Genomic DNA, 18,294 nt, shown 5'->3' with positions numbered 1-18,294 from the left:
CCTCCGAACCGGTGCCTCCTCCGGACCGGTGCCTCCTCCGGACCGGTTGCCTCCGGAACCGACCATCAACCGATCCGACCACCATCACCGACTCCGACCCAGACCCAGACTCAGAACCTCCACGTGTGATGCCCAACGCCCCGACCTCCGGCGGGCGTTGGTGAGTCCTGCCTGTCCCGGACCGGCGGAGCCGTGCCGGATTCCCCTCCCCCACTCCTTCCTTCAGGAGACGCCACGTGAACCAGCCCGCCGAGACCCTGCCCCCGTCAGGCGCGGTCAGCCTCGCGCAGTCCTCCCCCACTGTCGGTACGTTCCGTGAGCGGGACGGTGCGCTGGAGTGGAGCGGCCGTCAGGAGACCGTACGGATCGAGCCCTGGGGCCCGGACGCTGTCCGGGTCCGCACCCGGCTCGGCGGGCCGGTTCTGGAGGGACTGCCAGGTGCCCTTCTGGACGAGCCGGAGTCGACGCCGTACACCGTCAAGATCGAGGACGGGCAGGGGCGGTTGACCGTCGGCGCGCTGACCGTCGAGGTGAGCGCCGAGGGCCTGATCCGTTTCCTGCGCAGCGATGACGCCGCCGAGCTGCTCGCCGAGGAGCGGGCGCACTTCTGGTGGCCGGGCTCGCGTCTCTACACGGCCGTCGGCAACGGCTACCACCGGCTTGAGCAGCGGTTCGCCGCCTATGAGGACGAGAAGCTGTTCGGGCTCGGTCAGCACCAGCACGGCCGGTTCGACCAGAAGGGTGTCGTGCTGGATCTGGTGCAGCGCAACGCCGAGGTGTCGGTGCCGGTGCTCACCTCCAGCCGCGGGTACACCCTGTTGTGGAACAGCCCGGCGATCGGGCGGGTGGAGCTGGCGGGCAACGGGACGCGCTGGGTGGCGGATTCGGCCCGGCAGATCGACTACTGGATCACGGCCGGGCAGCCTGCCGACGCCCAGCGGCGCTACACCGCGGTGACGGGACGTACGCCGATGCTGCCGGAGTGGGCGGCGGGTTTCTGGCAGTGCAAGCTGCGCTACCGCACCCAGGACGAACTCCTCGGCGTGGCACGGGAGTACAAGCGGCGCGGGCTGCCGTTGCGGGCCATCGTGTGCGACTTCTTCCACTGGACGCATCTGGGCGACTGGAAGTTCGACCCGGCCGAGTGGCCCGACCCGGCCGCCATGGTGCGGGAGTTGGCGGAGATGGGCGTCAAGCTCGTCGTGTCCGTCTGGCCTTCGGTCTCGCCGCTCTCCGAGAACCATCAACTGATGGAGCAGCGCGGCTACTTCATCGGCACGCAGTACGGCCCGATGGCGCACGCCGACTGGCCCGACAAGGGTGTCGCGTCCACCGTCCAGGTCGCGTTCTACGACGCCACGAACCCCGAGGCGCGGGATTTCCTGTGGTCGAGGGTCCGCGACAACTACCTTGCCCCGTACGGCATCACGGCCTTCTGGCTGGATGCCTGCGAGCCGGAGCTGAAGCCCGGCTTCCCGGAGAACCTGCGGTACTGGGCGGGCCCCGGCCTGGAGGTCGGCAACCTGTACCCGCTGGAGAACTCCCGCACGTTCTACGAGGGCCTGATCGCGTCCGGCGAGGACGAGGTGATCAGCCTCAACCGCTCGGCGTGGGCGGGCAGTCAGCGCTACGGCGCCGCCCTGTGGTCCGGTGACATCGGGGTCGACTTCCCGACCCTGCGCCGGCAGATCGCGGCCGGTCTCAACACCGCCCTCTCCGGCATCCCCTGGTGGAACACCGACATCGGCGGCTTCCACGGCGGCGACCCGGACGATCCGGCGTACCAGGAGGTGATGGTCCGCTGGTTCCAGTTCGGCGCCTTCTCGCCGCTGATGCGGCTGCACGGGTTCCGGGACCCGGGGATGCCGCTGGGGCCCGACATGACCGGCGGGCCCAACGAGGTGTGGTCGTACGGTGAGAAGGCCGGCCCGATCCTGGAGCGGTACGTCCGGCTGCGTGAGCGGCTGAAGCCGTATGTGCTGCGGGTCATGCGGGAAGCGCACGAGGAGGGGCTGCCGGTGATGCGCCCGCTGTTCCTGGAGTTCCCGGGCGACCCGGCGGCGTGGTCCGTCGACGACGCGTATCTCTTCGGCCCCGACCTGCTGGTCGCCCCGGTGCTGACGGCGGGTGCGACGACCCGTACGGCGTACCTTCCGGCGGGGGCGGCCTGGACGGACGCGTGGACCGGTGAGACGTACGAGGGCGGTGCGGCCGTGACGGTCGACGCGCCCCTGGACCGCATCCCGCTGTTCCTGCGGGACGGGGCGCGACTGCCTGTGGCGGAGTAGCGGCGCCCGACGCGGCGGCGGCCGGCCCTTCGAGCGGGGGCCGGCCGCCTGTTAATCCTGGGTTTCCTGTGAACTCCGGGGCAGCAAAAGGTAGTTGGGTGGGTAAGCACCCTCAGTCCAACTCCACTCCCCGCCGAAGGGTCCCCCCACCCGTGTCCTCACCTCCACTCGCTCTTCAGCTGGCCGACCTGCTGCTCCGCCCCGCCCACCGCTCCCGCCGGACCCCCGGCCACGCCTTCGACCGGCTGGTCGCCGACGTCGGGCAGGCGCCCGGCGACGAGGACTTCGTCGCCGACTTCCGTTCCCTGCTGGGCCACTGGGCCCGCGACGAGAACCTCACCCCGGTCGGCTGGATGTCCGCGCAGGGGCACGTCCGCAGGCATCTCACCAACAGGGCGCGGGTCCGGCGGCTGATCGCCGAGCGGCCCGCGATCGCCGAGGAGCCCATCGACAGACCGGTGTTCGTGGTGGGCCTGCCACGAACGGCCACCACACTCACCCACGGGGTGCTGTCCCTCTCGGAGGAGCACCGATGTCCGAGGTTGTGGGAGTTACTGACACCCGACCTCGACGGCACCCCCGAGCAGCGGCGGAAGGCGATCCGCGCCGCGCGCATGATGGTCGGCGGCATCAACCTGTTCGCCCCGCGCTACCGTGACATCCACCCGATGACCGCCGAGGGCCCGGACGAGTGCACCTTCGCCCTTCCGCACACGATCATGCCGTTGTCCCAGGCCCGTATCCCCGAGTACCAAGCGGCCCTGCGGGAGCGGGACTTCGTCCCCGACTACGCGTATCTCAAGCAGATCTACCAGGTGCTCCAGTACGGCCGGCCGCGCCGCCGCTGGGTGCTCAAGTCCCCGCTGCACACCGGCAACCTGGACGCACTGCTCCGGGTCTTCCCGGACGCCACGATCGTGTGGACGCACCGTGATCCGGCCGCCGTGGTGGCCTCGTTCTGCAGTCTCATCGAGGCAGGCATGGCGATCACCCTCCGCCCCCTGGACCTGCCCGGACTCGGCGCCACCTGGCTCGAACTGCTCAGCGATTCCGTGCGCCGGGGCCTCGCCGCCCGTGCGGCCGTCCCCCGCGAGTCCCTGGTCGACGTGCCGTACTCCTGGCTCGGCTCCAATCCGGCGGCGGGCGCACCGAAGCTCTACGCCGCCGTCGGCGCCCGCTGGACCGACGACGACGCCGCCCGGCTCGCCGCGGTCGCCGCCCGCCCCAAGGGCACCCGCCCCCACACCTACGACCTGGCCCGGTACGGGCTGACCAACGCCGACGTCGACGCGGCCTTCGCCGACTACAACGCGCTGCGGGCCGAGGTCGACCGCGCCTGAACGGCACAGCCGGCCCCGGCCCGCTGCCTGGCGGTCAGCGTCAGCTGCTGCTGACCGTCAGGCTGTTCGCGGCGAAGTCCAGGCCGCCGGAGGACGAGGTGATCTCGAACCCGAACTGCACGTCACCGATCGTCTCGTTGCCGAACCAGCCCTTGGTGTCCTTGATCCACTTGAGGATCGGCAGGATGTTGACCGAGCCGGACGTCGAGTTCGAGGTACGGACGAACGAGAAGACCTCGTTCGCGCCGTTGTTGCCCTTGTAGACGGTCCAGGTGTGGCCGCCCAGCGTCACGTTGCCCTGCGAGGTGCCGAGCGGGCCGACGGCTCCGGTCTTGTTGACCCAGAGCATGATCTCGTAGTCGTAGTCGGTGTCCCAGATGTCGTACGACGTGTTGTACGCGCCGGACGACGGGACCGTGACGTTGTAGTTGCTGGTCAGCGAACCGAGCGAGGTGATCGACTTGTTGATCACCTTCTTGGAGTTGGGGTACGACTTGATGCCGCCGGTGTTGGGGTGGTTGGCGTTGACGCCCCAGTTGGTGCCGGAGTTGGCCCAGATGCACTGGGCGCCGGCGCCGGAGCCCCAGATGTTGTTGTAGAGGGTGTAGCCGTTCAGGCTCGTGTTGCCGTACTGGGCGCAGGAGCTCCAGACGGCGGCCGAGGCGGGGGCGGAGGCGAGCCCGACGGTGACGCCGAGCGCGAGAGCGGGGGCCAGCATGGCCTTGGTGATCCGGCTCAGCATGCGGGTGCGTGTTGCCATGGGGGTTCCTTCCAAGGGTGGGGGGAGATGGGGGTGGGGGGGTGTGTGCTGTTGTTCTGCCGCGCTGTTCCTCGGTGCGGTTGCGGTTACCGCGGTCCCAGGTCGAGGACGCGGTCTTCTCCGGCGACGAGATCGAGCGTGTGTGCGCCGGAGGAAGTTCTGAGGTCGATACGGCGACTGCGGCTGGGGCGTACGACGGCCCGGCCCCGCCCCGGCTCCCAGTCGAGGTCCACCTCCGCGCCGAACCGCGTCCGTACGCCCCGGATCCGGCCGGTGGGGCAGGCCGCCGGGAGCGCGGGCAGGAGGACCAGCCGGTCGGGGGTCGACTGGACGAGCGCCTCGATCAGCACGGCGGGCAGGGCGTGGGCGGCGTCCGCGTTGTAGACGTTCCGCCCCGGGTAGTGGGCGCTCATCAGGGAGGCGTGGAAGAAGTCGCCGTCGAGCACCTGGCCGAGGGCGTGGGTGACCCGTTCGCCGTCGCGGAGGCGGGCGGCGACCAGCGCGTGGTGCAGGTGGCCGTGGGCCGAGTCGTTCTCGGCGCCCCGGAGTTGGAGGGCGCGGGACGCGGCGACGGCGAGGTCCGGGGTGTCGTACGGGTTGATCTCGTCGAGGGGCCAGACACCGTAGAGATGGCTGAGGTGCCGGTGGTCGTAGGTGTCGTCGAGGCCGGGCCACGCCCATTCGGCGAGAGCGCCGTCGGCGTTGACGCGGTGCGGTGGGAGCCGGTCTGCCAACGCCCGCCAGCGGGCCGCCCGTTCGGGGTCGTCGGGGTGGTGTTCGGCGGCGGTGAGCAGTGCGTGCCGGGCCGCCGAGAGGTCCATGGCGGCGTTGAGAGCCCCCCAGCTCGCGTTGGCCGGACGGTTCTCCGGTGAGTAGGAGGGGACGACGACAAGGTGTCCGTCGGCGTCGGTACGAGTGAGGAAGTCCTCGTAGAACTCGGCGACTTCGGCGAGCAGGGCGGCCGTACGGGGATCACGGACGCCCGTGGTGTCGTCGTGATCGACGAGCGGCTTGAGCAGCCAGTCGGCGCCGGCCGTCCACAGGTGGAGCGGGTACTCCCGGTCGAAGTGGTACGTCAGCCCGGACTCGCCGTCGGTGTGCGAGGGCGCGGCCACGCCTCGGGCGCCGAAGATCGTACGGGCGTTCTCCCGCCAGTCGTCGAGCTGACGATGGATCAGGGAGGCGTGGGCCTCGGTGACTTCGGGGAGGGCTCCGGCCGCCGCCGACGCGGTCTGGAGGTTGAGGTTGGCGTTGGTGGTGAACGCCCCGGACCACGCGGTGTTCCAGTCGCCGGTCCACAGGCCGACCAGCCGGGGCGGGAGCATTCCGCTGGCCGACAGCAGGTGGTAGCGGCCGGCGGCGAAGAGCCGCTCCAGGAGGGCGGGGCTCTTTGTCCGGGTCAGCAACTCCGCGCCGGGCAGGGCACGTTCGGCTTCGTCGGCGGCGAGGTCGAGGGTGACTCGGTCGTAGGCGGTGCGGTGGAGCGGGAGGTGCCGGGCGAGGAGACGCTCGTACGTCCGCTCCCCCGGCCTCGGCTCGCCGTCCGGGTCCGGCAGCAGCTCCCGCAGGGCCCGGGCATGGTCCGCCGTGTCCAGTTCACCGACGTGCCGGACGACACGGGTCAGCAGCAGCACGGACTCCGCGCCCTCGACACGGACGCCGGGCGGGGTCAGGGTCGTCTCCCCGCCCGTGGGCACCACGAGGGTCACCCCGGTGTACGCCCGGTCGCTGCCGGGGTAGCGGGCCCGGAGCGTGAGCAGTGCCCCCTCGGGGGTCCGCACCACACTCTGGCCGACGCCCAACCCTGCGGGGGCGCCGGGGAGGCGGTGGTCGAGGTCGATGTCGAGGGTGAGAGCGGCTCCGCCGGTGAGACGGGGGCTGCGCGTGACGCCGGTGGTGCCGGCGCCACGGTTGCCGCCGGTGACGCCTTTGCGGCCGGGGCCACGGGTGCTGCCAGGTGCCTTGGTGTCGCCGGGAACACCGGGACCCCGGGTCCCGCCGGTAACCCCCGCTTCCCCGGTGACGCCGGTACGGCCAGGACCGCCAGCCACGCCCGCGGGCTCGGTGCCGCCGGGAACATCCACGCCCGACGCCCCGCCCGTGAGGCCCTCCTCCCCGAGGACACCGGTACCGCCAGGTCCGTCAATGGTGGCCGGGCGCCTGGTGACGTACTGGACGATGACGTCGTCCGCGCGGGACACGAAGACGCGGCTGTGCCAGTCCTGGGACTGGGTGTCGGTGACACCGGTGGTGAAGTCGACGGAACGCCGGTAGTCGTGCCCCTCCCCCGCCGGTGGGCCGCCGCGCAGCCGGACCTGGAAGGCCGGGTGGAAGGGCTGCACCCACTGCAGCTCCCGTCCGTCGGTGAAGCTCTCGGCGGCCGTGGTGTCGCCGGCCAGCAACCTGTCCTGGAGGTCGGTCAGCCGGTCCGCCAGCTGCGGCGGGCGCGCGTGCTCGCTGCCATTGGGGCGTACGAGAGTGTGGTGCGTGACGACGACCCGGTCGCTTTCCGGGTCGCCGAACACCAGCGCGCCGTGGCGGCCGTTGCCGCTCAGGTAGCCGTCCTCCCAGCGGGTCGCGGGGCGTGGCTCCCAGGTTCCGTGAACGGGCCCGTCGGTCATGGCTTCAGCACCGCCACTCCGTACCGGTCCAGCGTGACCGTGTCCATGACGATGCCGCCGGTCAGCAGGTCCCGGTGGATCCCGGGCACCTGGGCGGTCACCGTATCGGACCCGTGGTTGAGCACGAAGAGCAGGTCACCGCGCCGGACCGCCTCGACCCCGGCGGGCAGCCCGTCCAGCACCGGCCGGACGCCCGCGTCGGCGCCGATCCGCGCGAGGAGGTCACGCAGCGCGTCGGGCTCGGGGAGCGTGGAGAGGTACCAGGCGTTCCCCTTGCGCAGCACCGCCGGCAGCCCGTCGAGTTCGCCGCCCTTGTACGGGGTGATCTCGTCGGCGCCGTCGGCCTCCAGCTCCTCGGACCACAAGTGGCCCTGGAATCCGTCCACTTCGGCGGTCTCACCCGCGTCCAGCGGCCACCACTCGTGCAGGGTGCCCAGCCCGAGCAGCTCGCGCAGCCGCACGTCCATACCGCCCGGCCGTACCCGGTCGTCCTCGTCGGCGACTCCGGTCAGGAAACCGCAGACGAGGGTGCCGCCGCCTCGTGTGTACGCCAGGAGGTTGTCGATCGCCGCGTCCGTGAGCAGGTACAACTGCGGTACGACGACGAGCCGGTAGGCCGACAGGTCGTGCTCGGGGTGGGCGAAGTCCGTCGCGAGGTTCGCCTCCCACAGGGCGCGGTGCCAGGCCCGTACGACCTGCGGGTAGTCCACCTCGGAGGAGAGCCGGCCGTCCTGAGCGCCGGCCCACCAGGCGTTCCAGTCGTGGAGAACAGCGATGTCACTTGGCGTGTAAGTGTCCATCACCTCGCCGCTGATCGCGGCCAGTTCGGCGCCGAGCTGCTTGACCTCCTGGAAGGTGCGGCCGTGTTCGCCGGCGTGGCTGACCATGCCGGAGTGGAACTTCTCGGCGCCCTGCCTGGACTGGCGCCACTGGAAGTAGCAGACGGCGTCGGCGCCGCGTGCCACCGCCTGGAGGGACCAGAGGCGGTTGAGTCCGCGCGGCTTGGGATGGTTCACGCCACGCCAGTTGACCGGGCCGGCCGCCTGCTCCATCAGCATCCACGGGCCGCCCGCCTGCGAGCGGGTCATGTCCTGGACGAGTGCGCCCTGTTGGGCGCCGAACGGGTCGCGCGGGTCGGGGTAGAGGTCGACGGAGACGACGTCCTCCTCCTGGACCCAGCGCCAGCCGTCCTGGCCCACCCACATCGGCATGAAGTTCGTGGTGACCGGGAGGTGCGGGGTGTGGCGGCGGACGATGTCCCGTTCCGCGAGGTAGCACTCCAGGAGCGCGTCGGAGGTGAAGCGTTTGAAGTCGAGGACTTGGGTGGGGTTGCGCATGTAGTGCGGGAGGCGCGGCGGCAGGATCTCTTCCCAGTCGTCGTACCCCTGGCTCCAGAAGGCCGTGCCCCAGGCTTCGTTGAGGGCGTCCAGCGTGCTGTACCGGTCCTGGAGCCAGCGGCGGAAGGCGGTGGCCGACTCGTCGCCCCAGTCGTAGGTGCAGTACTCGTTGTTGATGTGCCACATGGTGAGGGCCGGGTGGCCGGCGTAGCGGGCGGCCAGGTCCTCGGTGATGGCGGCGGCGTAGCGGCGGTACACGGCGCTGGAGTGCGCGAAGTGCTGGCGTCCGCCCCACCATTCGATCCTGCCGTCCTCGGCGACGGGCAGGGTCTCCGGGTGCAGCCGGCCCATCCAGGGCGGCGGTGAGGCGGTGGGTGTGGCGAGGACGACGCCGATGCCGTTGTCGTGCATCAGGTCCATCAGCCGGTCCAGCCAGCCGAACTCCCTTGCCCCCGGCCGGGGTTCGAGTTTCGCCCAGGAGAAGACGCCGAGCGTGACGGAGTTGACGCCGGCGTCCTTCATCAGCCGGACGTCGTCGTGCCAGGTCTCCTCGGGCCACTGTTCGGGGTTGTAGTCACCGCCGAAGAGGATGCGCCCCCGGGTGGCGTCGCCGAGCCCCGGCATCAGACGGGCTCCCCGTACTGGATGCCCCGTCCGTTGGTGGCGACGTAGACACGGCCGAAGATGCGCGGGTCGCCGGTGATCGTCTCGCCGGTCCAACCCCACTGATGGGCGTCGTCGTTGATCCGCGTCCAGGTCTTCGCCTCGTCGTCGGAGCGATGGACGGCGGTGATGGTGTCGGTGGAACCCACCAGGTAGATCGCCGGGTACGCGGCGCCCTGGGCCGCCCGGCCGAACCCGAGGGTGTACGACGCCCAGCAACTGGCGACCTTGGCGAAGGTGGCGCCCCCGTCGGTGGACCGGTGGAGCCCGTTCCACTTGACGCTCAGCCACAGGTCACCCACCCTTCCCGGCGCGGCGACCAGCTCGAACTGGCTGTCCCCGGAGGGCAGTCCGCTCGCCCGGGCCGTGAAGGTGAGGCCGCTGTCCGTGCTGGCGTACAGGGTTCCCGAGTCGGTGTCGTAGGCGTAGAAGCGCGTCGGGTCGGCCGGGTCGGCGACCGGCGTGGCGCCCTTCGGGACGGAGGTGACCTCGGACCAGGTCGCGCCGTTGTCCGTGGAGCGCTGGGCCGGGTACTTCGTGCCGTCCCAGTGCACGAAGGTCCACAGCAGCACACTGCCGTCGGCGTTGGTGGCGATCGGCCCCGGCGCGTCCTTGGCGATGCCGGGCTGGGCGGCGAAGGGTGCCCAGCTCCGCCCGCCGTCGTTCGAGAAGGCCCCGTTGCCCTTGTCGCCCCACCCGGTCCGGACGACGTACGACGGTTTGGCGGCGGCCTGGGCGAGTCCCGTCGCCGTCCCGAACACGGGGTTCGACGCCATGCCGCGCGACGGGGACGCCGTGAGCCGCTCGTGGTACATCACGCCGATGTCCCCGAGCCCGCTGAGCAGGTGCGCCTCGCCGACCGGGGGCGAGATCAGCTGGCGTACGGACGTCTCCTCCAGGCCGCGGATCTGCGGGGCCCAGTGCTTGAGGTCGCGGGTGCCGTAGAGGGTCGCGCCGGTCCCGTAGACGAGGTGGCGGGAGTCGTAGGGGTCGAGGGCGAGCGCCTGGATCCACCAGCCGAACTTCGGCTTGTCTTCGCCGAACGTGACGAAGGGCGTCTCGGACACGTCGAACACGGCGCTGTCCTTGAGGGACGTCCAGGTTCGGCCGCCGTTCGTGGAGCGGAACACCGTGTCGATGTCGGCCCAGCGGTTGTTGGTGGAGACGACGAGGGCGCCGGGCCGGCAGGCGTCGACGGCGACTCCACCGTAGGCGAAGGTGTCGGCGGAGCCGTCGGCGGTCGTCCCGCCCGGCTGGACCGGGGTCACGTCCGTCCAACTCCCGGTGGTGGTACGCAACTTGTGCACGCTGCCGTCCGACTGGCCGTTGGGCCCTGCCGCGTTGCCGTACGTCACGTACAGGTCGTGGGTGTGCCTGTCGTAGGCGGCGCGGATCGGCACCCTGGCGGAGGTGGCGCCGACGGGCTGCCCGGGCACGGCTTCCCAGGTCGTGCCGTCGGTGGTGCGGTACAGGTTGGCCGTACCGGCGGTGCCCTTTCCGTCGCCGTCGCCCCAGCCGGCGTAGACGGTACGACCGGCCGCGACCAGGAGGGTGACGCCCTGGCCGCTCGCGCTCGGGGTGGCCTGGAAGGTGCTCGCGGGGCTCCAAGTGGCGCCCCGGTCGGTGGACTTGAGGAGTCCGTCGTGCCGGGTGCCCAGCCACAGGGTGTCACTGTCACGGGGGTCGACGAGCAGTCGCTCGCCGGTGCCGCGCCCGTCCTCGTTGGCCCCGAGCTTCACGCTCAGGTCGGTGCGCTTCCAGGTCGCGCCCCGGTCCTCGGACCGCAGGACCGCACCGTTTCCGGCCCACGACTGGGCGTAGGTGCCGAGGGAGAGGTAGACGCGGTCGGGGTGCGCGGGGTCGACGGCGATCGCCTCCACGCCGAGGAGGTTCCAGTCGTCCCAGCCGAGGTGATCGGTGAGCGCGGTCCAGCGGGCGGCCCGGTCGTCCCAGCGGTAGGCGCCGCCGATGTCGGTACGGGCGTAGGCGAGACCGCGGACGGACGGGTGGAACAGCACTCCGGTGACGAACCCGGTGCCGCCGATGACGGCGGTGCGCCAGCGGTAGGCGGGGGCAACTGACGCCGCCTGGGCCGCCGTACCGGAGACGGATACGACGGAGACCGCGGCAACGGCAGCGGAAGCAGCAAGAACGGCACGTCTACTCGGCCGGGACGAAGACACGACTTACCTCGATCTCGAAAAGAGGGGGGAGGAAGACGCGCCCCGATAGGGGCGCGGGGAACTGCGCGACAAGCCACGACGCACCCGCGGTCGCCACCAGACCGCAAGAGGCACCCCATACGGCGAAAAGCGAAAACCGACCGTCAGCCCTTGACCGCGCCGGTCAACATGCCCTTCTTGAAGTGCCGCTGCACGAACGGCGACGCCACCGCGACCGGGATCAACGCGAGCACCATCACAGCCATCTGCAGCCCCAGCGCCGACAACTGCCCGGTGCGCACTGCCTGTTGCAGCCCCGTGGGCGACTCGGTGTGCTTCTGGACCAGCTGGATGAGCACGTTCTGCAACGGCATCATCTCCTGGTCACTGAGATAGATGGACGCGTTGAACCAGGCGCTCCAGTAGCCGACCGCGTAGAACAGGGAGATCACGGCCAGCACCGCCCGGGACAGCGGCATGACGATGGTCAGCAGGATCCGCACGTCCCCCGCCCCGTCGATCCGCGCGGCCTCGGTGAGCTCGGGCGAGATCCCCATGAAGAAGGCGCGCAGGACGAGGATGTTGAAGACGCTGACCGCGCTGGGCAGGACCAGCGACAGATAGGTGTCGGTGAGCCCCAGCGACTGCACCAGAAGGTACGTCGGGATGAGGCCGGCTCCGAAGAACATGGTCGCCATCATGGTGAGCAGGAAGAACCGGTGCCCCAGGCTGCCGGGCCGGGACAGCCCGTAGGCCGCGAGGACCGACACCGCCATCGAGAACAGCGTGCCGAACAGGGTGACACCGACCGAGACCATGATCGCCCGGCTGACCTGGCCGCCGCTGAGCAGCTCGGTGTAGTTGACGAAGGTGATGCCCTGGGGGATGACGACGAGGCCGCCGACCCGGTCGATCACCGGCTTCGGGGAGAGGCTGGTGACGATCACGATCCACAGCGGGCCGAGCACGCCCAGACAGCACAGCAGGAGGAAGCCGCTCTTGGCGGTGAGCCCCGCCTTGTTGGGCGGCTCCTCCCAGACGGGCCGGGCGGGGGCCCTGAGGCTGCGGACGAGCTGCGTGTTGAGGCTCACTTCTGGTACACCCCCTGCTCACCCAGCAGGTGCGCGAACTTGTTCGCGCCCAGGACGAGACACACTCCGATGGCTCCCTTGACGAGGCCGACCGCGGCCGCGTAGCTGAAGTCGCCGTTCTGGATACCCATGTTCCACACGTAGGTGTCGAGGACCTCGCTGACTCCCACGCCGACCGCGTCCCGCTGGAGCAGGAACTGCTCGAACCCGACGCTCAGCGCGTCGCCCACCCGCAGGACCAGCAGCAGGGCGATCACCGGGCGCAGCGCGGGCAGCGTCACGTGCCACATGCGGCGCCAGCGCCCGGCGCCGTCCATGGCGGCGGCCTCGTAGAGGTCGGTGCTGACGGCGGCCAGCGCGGCGAGGAAGACGATGATCCCCCAGCCGGCGTCCTTCCAGACGGCCTGCGCGGTGACCAGGTACTTGAAGAGGTCCGCGTTGGTCATCAGGTCGAAGCCGCTCCACCCGTGGTCCTCGAGGGTCTGCGCGATGATGCCCGCGCCGCCGAAGATCTGCTGGAACACGGTGACCACGAGAACCCACGAGAAGAAGTGCGGCAGGTACATGATCGCCTGCGCCACGGCCCGGACCCGGGGCCGGATCACGCTGTTGATGAGCAGCGCGAGGGCGATGGGAAGCGGGAAGAACAGCACCAGTTGGAGCGCGAACAGCACGATCGTGTTCTGCGCCGCGTCCCAGAACAGCGGGTCGTCGACCATCCGCGAGAACTGCTCCACACCCACCCAGGGGCTGTGGAAGATCGCCGTGACGCCGTTGCTGGAGACGTACGGGTCGTAGTCCTGGAAGGCGACGACGTTGCCGAGCAGCGGGACGTAGTTGAAGAGGAGGAGCAGGAGGATGACGGGCAGTGTCATCAGGATGAGCGCGCGGTCGCGGCGCAGCCGGACCCGCCAGGGAACCTTGCCCGCCTTTGCCGCCTTGGCCGTCCTGCGCGGCACCCGAACCTTCGCCCCCGCGGTGGCGACCGCGGCCGTCGGTTCCTCGACCGCCGCGGGAGATCGAGTCCCGTCCGGCCTGCTCCCGGCCGTGAGCGACATCAGTTGCCGCTGCCGTTCTTGTCGATGAGGTCCTTGTACCAGTCGCGCAGCTTCTCGCCGCCGGAGGACTTCCAGGTGGAGATGGCGGCCTGTACGTCGGACAGCTTGCGGTTGCCGCGCACGTAGTCGATCTCCAGCTGCTCGAACTGGCTGGAGAGGTTGGCGTAGCGGGTCGGCTCGACGATGTTCATGCCGTACGTGGACGTCTTCTTCATGAAGGCGCCCATCCGCTGCTGCCACTCGACCTGCTTGCGGGCGACGTCCGGGAAGTCGGGGTGGGCGAAGTAGGCGGCCGGTGCGGCCAGCATCACCCAGGCGTTGACCACCTCGGAGTTGCCCAGGTCGTTCTTGACCGGGACGCCGTCCTTGACCGTGTAGTGGGTGCCCTCGACGCCGTAGTCGACGAGCATCCGCTCCTTGGTGCCGTAGGGCGCGGCCGAGAAGTCGGCGGCGGCCAGGGCGTTCTCGACCGTCGTCTTCGAGGCGCCCTTGCGGATCATCGACCAGATGCTGGCGGGCTGAGCCGCCCACAGCTTGGGGTCGCCGCCGTCGGCGCCGAAGATGTCCATGCCGTCGATCACGAAGTCCGGTTTGGACGCCGCCTGTTCGGAGGTCTTGCCGTACCAGTGGGACATGTCGTTGTTGTAGACGAGGATCTGCCCGGCGGTGAAACGGTTCCCCACGTCGCCCGAGCGCGCCTTGTCGTCGGGGTGGACCACACCCGCGTCGAACAGCTTGCGCGTCCACTCCAGGGCTTCGAGGTACTCGGGCTGCTCGATGCGGTACGTCAGCTTGCCGTCGTCGCCGATGTTCCAGCCCAGCGACCCGGAGGCGCGGACGCCGAAGATGTTGAAGGCAGTCCAGGACATGTCGCCGCAGGCCCACACCTTGGCCTTCGCGCTGGTGGCCTCCTTGGCCCAGCTGAGGAACTCGTCGGGCGACTTGGGTACGGAGTAGCCCTTCTTGTCGAAGATGTCCTTGCGGTAGTACGGGACGATGAGGGTCGCGGTGGCGACCGGCATCGGGATGCCGCGCAGCGCGCCGCCGAAGATGCCCATGCGCCAGGCGTCGGAGGGTATCGCGGCCAGGTTCGGGTATTTCTTGACCTTGTCGCCCGCCAGGTAGGGGCCGAGGTCCATGAACTTCGCGGTGACGGCGTTCGCGATCTTGCCGACCAGTTCCCAGCTGGGCACGACCACCATGTCGGGAATGGAGCTGGAGGCGAGCACGGCGCCCAGCTTCTGGCCGTAGGTGTTGCCGTCCTGGTTCTGCCAGGTGACCTTGGTGCCCGCCGCCGCGTCGAGTGCCTTGTAGTAGGCGCAGTCGGCCTTCGGCGGAGAGCCCCAGAACGGGGACATGATCTTGAAGGGGGCGCCGGTGGCGAGCTTCTCCGGGACGGAGGCCTTGAGGGCGGCGAGGTCGACCTTGCCGGTGTAGCCGGAGGCCGAGCCGTTCTTCGACGGAAGGTCCGGCGTGGCGACCGCGCTGGCGACGAATGTCGGGAGGAGCTTGGCCGCGGCCTTGCCCGAGGTGGCTCCCTCGCGCTCGTCGCCGCCCGAGCCCCCGCAGGCGGCAAGCAGCGGCATCCCGCCCGCCACCGCGGCGGTGGCGACCGCCGTCGAGGCGAGGAAACTTCTCCGGCTCGGCCCGGAAGGACCGGAGGAGGGGGCGGCGGCGTTCGGCGTCATTGCGTCAACCCTTCATGGCGCACCAGGACACCCGGCGGAGGAGCCGTCGGCTGCGGTGTCTTGAGTGGAACTGGCTGAGCTGAAGCGATTCTCCGACTCGTGCTACGGCAATCCGCAGTCGAAGCGCTTCGATGTTGCTGCGAGGTTAAGTGAACACCTGAGGGTGCACAAGGGTCGGTTCCAAGATTCCTCCGAGGTACGAAGCCCCGCGTGGCGGCCCAAACCACCCCCTGGCGCCGCCTGACATCACGGGCGGGAGACGGATTTGTTGCGTCTGGGTCTCTTGACACCCACCCCCACATCGAATGAGCATCGAAGCGCTTCGAATGCGCTGAGCCACTCCATTGCAAAGGGAACCCCACGTGACCGCACAAACGCCGCCTTCGCCGCCATTCCGCGATCCGCGGCTGCCGACCGCGAAGCGCATCGACGATCTGCTGTCGCGCCTCACCCTCGACGAACGGGTGGCGTTCCTCCACCAGTTCGCGCCCGCCGTCGAGCGGCTCGGCGTCGCCGCCTTCCGCACCGGCCAGGAGGCGCTGCACGGGGTGGCGTGGATGGGCCCGGCGACCGTGTTCCCGCAGGCGGTCGGTCTCGGCGCGACCTGGAACGAGGAGCTGGTGCGGCGCGTCGGCGAGGCAGTGTCCAGGGAGGTCCGGGCGTTGCGCACCCGCGACGACCGCGTCGGCCTGAACGTCTGGGCGCCCACGGTCAACCTGCTGCGCCACCCCCTCTGGGGCCGCAACGAGGAGGGCTACTCGGAGGACCCGAAGCTGACCTCGGCGATCGCCACCGCCTACACCCGCGGTCTGCGCGGCGACCATCCCGAGTACTGGCGCACGGCCCCGGTCCTCAAGCACTGGCTGGCCCACAACAACGAGACCGGCAGGGACGTCACGTCCTCCTCGGTCCGCCCGCGCGTCCTGCACGAGTACGACCTGCGCGCCTTCCGCGAGACGGTCGAGGCGGGCGCGGTGGCGGGGGTGATGCCCGCGTACAACCTGGTCAACGGCCGCCCCAACCATGTCTCGCCGCTCCTCGGCGACCACCTGCGCACCTGGACGGACGAGGACCTGATGGTCTGCTCGGACGCCGCCGCGCCCTCCAACCTGGTCGATTCCGAGCACTACTTCGACACCCACGAGGAGGCGACGGCCGCCGCGCTGATCGCCGGCGTGGACAGCTTCACCGACCACGGCACGGACAGTTCGAAGATCGTCGCCCGTCTGCAAGGCGCCCTGTCCCAGGGCCTGTTGACCGAGGAGGACATCGACAGGGCGGTCCGCCGCCAGCTCTCGGTGCGCTTCCGACTGGGCGAGTTCGACCCGCAGTACGACCCGTACACGGACTCCTCGGACTTCGACACCCCGGCCCACCGCGCCCTGGCCCAGGAGGCCGCCGAACAGGCGATCGTCCTGCTGAAGAACGACGACACGCTCCCGCTGGCCCCCGGCTCGCGCGTGGCGGTCGTCGGTCTGCTCGCCGACGAGTGCAAGACCGACTGGTACAGCGGCACCCTCATCCACCGCTCGACACCGCTGGAGGCGTTGTACGAGCGCTTCGGCGCCGAGCACGTCGAGTTCGCCGAGGGCGTGGACCGCGTAAGGCTGCGCACGTCGGCCGGTACGTTCCTGCGCGTACCGCACGCCGAGGACGTGCCCGACGTCGCCCGGGGCGCGGAGGGCGCGCTGGACCCGGCCCTCCTCGCGGGCCGCACCGACCTGCCCGCGCTCACCGCCGACGCCGACGGCACCGAGTTCGCGCTGACCGAGTGGGGCGAGGGGATCCTGACGCTGCGGGCGCCCGACGGCCGGTACCTCTCGGTCGCGGAGGACGGCTTCGTACGGGCGTCGGCGGACCAGCCGGGCGGCTGGGTCGTCCAGGAGACGTTCCGCCTGGAGCCCCACGGGTCCGGGGAGTCCCACAACAACCGTCACCTCCTCAGGCACGTCGGTACGGGTCGCCACGTCTCTGTCGCCGCCGACGGCGTGAGAGTTGCCGACGGCGACGAGGCGCCTGGGGAGATCTTCGAACTGATCGTCGCCGAACGTGGTGAGGAATCGGTGAAGAGAGTGGCCGCCCGGGCGGACGCGGTCGTGGTGGTCGCGGGCAACGACCCGCACATCAACGGCCGCGAGACCGAGGACCGCACGACGCTCCGCCTCCCCGCCCACCAGCGGCGCCTGCTGGAAGCGGCCCGCGCCGCGAACCCCCGGACGGTCCTGGCCCTGGTCTCGGCGTACCCGTACGCGGTCGACGCCACGGACATCCCGGCCGCCCTGTGGACGGCGCACGGCGGCCAGGCGGCGGGCACGGCGCTGGCGCGCGTCCTGGCGGGCGACGTCTCTCCGGGGGGCCGCCTCCCGCAGACCTGGTACGCCGACGACGCGGACCTTCCCGACCTGCTGGACTACGACATCATCGGCTCCCGGCAGACGTACCTCTACTTCGAGGGCACCCCGCTGTTCCCCTTCGGCCACGGCCTGTCGTACGCGTCGTTCGCGTACGCCGACCTGACGGCCGAGCCCGACGAGGCCGACGGGACACTGAGGGTGTCGTTCACGGTCACCAACACCGGGGACGTCACGGCGGACGAGGTGGCCCAGCTGTACACGAGGGCGCCCGAGTCACCGGTCGCCCGCCCGCGCAGGGAGCTGCTGGCCCACCGCCGGCTCACCCTGGCCCCGGGAGCGTCGACCCAGGTCTCCTTCGAACTCCGGCTCAGTTGCCTGGAGTTCTGGGACGTGGCGTCCGGCGGCCGACGCCTCGCCCCGGGCGCGTACGAGGTCCTGGTGGGCGCGTCGAGCGAGGACATCCGCGTGCGTACGACGGTCCAGGTGACCGGCACCCCGTCGGCACCGCGTCCGGTCCGGCAACTCGGCCTCTCCGCGGCCGACTTCGACGAGCAGCACGGCGCCGAGATCGTCGACCGTACGAAGGTGTCGGGCGACGCGGTGACTCCGGCGGGCGGCAAGGAGGCCGAACTGCTCTACCGGGACTGCGACTTCGGGGCGGGCGTCGCCGGGATCACGGTCGAGGTGGCGGGCGAGGGGGTGGTGGAGGTCGTACTCGACGGCGACACGGAAGCCGCGGCCGTCCTGACCCCGACACCGACCGAGGGTCCGTACGACTACACGACGGTCCGGGCCACGCTCACCGTCGACGACGACAGCGTGCACGGCGTGCACGACGTGCGCCTCAGGCTGCGCGGCCCGTTGCGGCTGGCGCACGTCGGCTTCTCCGGCTGAGGGTCCGGAGCGGTCGGCACATGGAAGGGGTCCGGCAC

The 18,294-nt window shown here is 70.6% G+C and carries 10 protein-coding genes; 3 read left to right on the top strand and 7 right to left on the bottom strand.

Annotation, left to right across the window (positions count from 1 at the left end; translation table 11 throughout):
• The first annotated feature begins 236 nt into the window (after window positions 1-236).
• Both OG241_RS40460 and OG241_RS40455 read left to right on the top strand, forming a co-directional pair.
• On the top strand, window positions 237-2,288 hold the full coding sequence (locus OG241_RS40460; protein ID WP_405822761.1) for a TIM-barrel domain-containing protein: 2,052 nt from the start codon (window positions 237-239) through the stop codon (window positions 2,286-2,288).
• Between the two features lie 152 nt (window positions 2,289-2,440).
• The gene (locus OG241_RS40455; protein WP_405822760.1) at window positions 2,441-3,628 is read left to right on the top strand and encodes a sulfotransferase family protein; all 1,188 of its coding nucleotides are present in this window, start codon (window positions 2,441-2,443) and stop codon (window positions 3,626-3,628) included.
• Window positions 3,629-3,668: 40 nt separating this feature from the next.
• Here OG241_RS40455 and OG241_RS40450 read toward each other — a convergent pair whose 3' ends face one another.
• From OG241_RS40450 to OG241_RS40420, 7 genes are all read right to left on the bottom strand, one after another.
• A complete protein-coding gene (locus tag OG241_RS40450; RefSeq protein ID WP_405822758.1) occupies window positions 3,669-4,388 on the bottom strand; it encodes a glycoside hydrolase family 12 protein in 720 nt (239 codons plus the stop codon).
• 86 nt (window positions 4,389-4,474) lie between these two features.
• A complete protein-coding gene (locus tag OG241_RS40445; RefSeq protein WP_405822756.1) occupies window positions 4,475-7,009 on the bottom strand; it encodes a glycosyl hydrolase family 95 catalytic domain-containing protein in 2,535 nt (844 codons plus the stop codon).
• Window positions 7,006-8,970, bottom strand: a complete 1,965-nt coding sequence (locus tag OG241_RS40440; RefSeq protein ID WP_405822754.1) for a beta-galactosidase — start codon at window positions 8,968-8,970, stop codon at window positions 7,006-7,008. Before OG241_RS40440 ends, OG241_RS40445 begins: the two co-directional genes overlap by 4 nt.
• Window positions 8,970-11,192, bottom strand: coding sequence for a WD40/YVTN/BNR-like repeat-containing protein (locus tag OG241_RS40435; protein ID WP_405822752.1), 2,223 nt, complete (start codon window positions 11,190-11,192; stop codon window positions 8,970-8,972). Before OG241_RS40435 ends, OG241_RS40440 begins: the two co-directional genes overlap by 1 nt.
• A gap of 143 nt (window positions 11,193-11,335) precedes the next feature.
• A complete protein-coding gene (locus tag OG241_RS40430; protein ID WP_405822750.1) occupies window positions 11,336-12,262 on the bottom strand; it encodes a carbohydrate ABC transporter permease in 927 nt (308 codons plus the stop codon).
• Window positions 12,259-13,320 (bottom strand): ABC transporter permease, encoded by a 1,062-nt coding sequence (locus OG241_RS40425; RefSeq protein ID WP_405822748.1) that lies wholly within the window; start codon window positions 13,318-13,320, stop codon window positions 12,259-12,261. Before OG241_RS40425 ends, OG241_RS40430 begins: the two co-directional genes overlap by 4 nt.
• Window positions 13,320-15,008, bottom strand: a complete 1,689-nt coding sequence (locus OG241_RS40420; protein ID WP_405822747.1) for an extracellular solute-binding protein — start codon at window positions 15,006-15,008, stop codon at window positions 13,320-13,322. The genes OG241_RS40425 and OG241_RS40420 overlap by 1 nt, the downstream gene beginning before the upstream one ends.
• 362 nt (window positions 15,009-15,370) lie before the next feature.
• Between OG241_RS40420 and OG241_RS40415 the strand changes: the two genes are divergently transcribed.
• Entirely contained in the window at window positions 15,371-18,256 is a 2,886-nt protein-coding gene (locus OG241_RS40415; RefSeq protein WP_405822745.1) for a glycoside hydrolase family 3 C-terminal domain-containing protein, read from the top strand.
• The last annotated feature ends 38 nt before the right edge of the window (window positions 18,257-18,294 follow it).

The organism is Streptomyces sp. NBC_01390 (assembly GCF_045040105.1).
In the GTDB taxonomy this organism is placed as follows: domain Bacteria; phylum Actinomycetota; class Actinomycetes; order Streptomycetales; family Streptomycetaceae; genus Streptomyces.
Note: the sequence above shows the minus strand (reverse complement) of the source record. Positions and strands in the feature narration are given on the sequence as shown.

Coding starts and splice junctions, on each gene's coding strand:
- OG241_RS40425 (WP_405822748.1), bottom strand. CDS start 13,320: ATGTCGCTCACGGCCGGGAGCAGGCCGGACGGGACTCGATCTCCCGCG.
- OG241_RS40445 (WP_405822756.1), bottom strand. CDS start 7,009: ATGACCGACGGGCCCGTTCACGGAACCTGGGAGCCACGCCCCGCGACC.
- OG241_RS40420 (WP_405822747.1), bottom strand. CDS start 15,008: ATGACGCCGAACGCCGCCGCCCCCTCCTCCGGTCCTTCCGGGCCGAGC.
- OG241_RS40450 (WP_405822758.1), bottom strand. CDS start 4,388: ATGGCAACACGCACCCGCATGCTGAGCCGGATCACCAAGGCCATGCTG.
- OG241_RS40440 (WP_405822754.1), bottom strand. CDS start 8,970: ATGCCGGGGCTCGGCGACGCCACCCGGGGGCGCATCCTCTTCGGCGGT.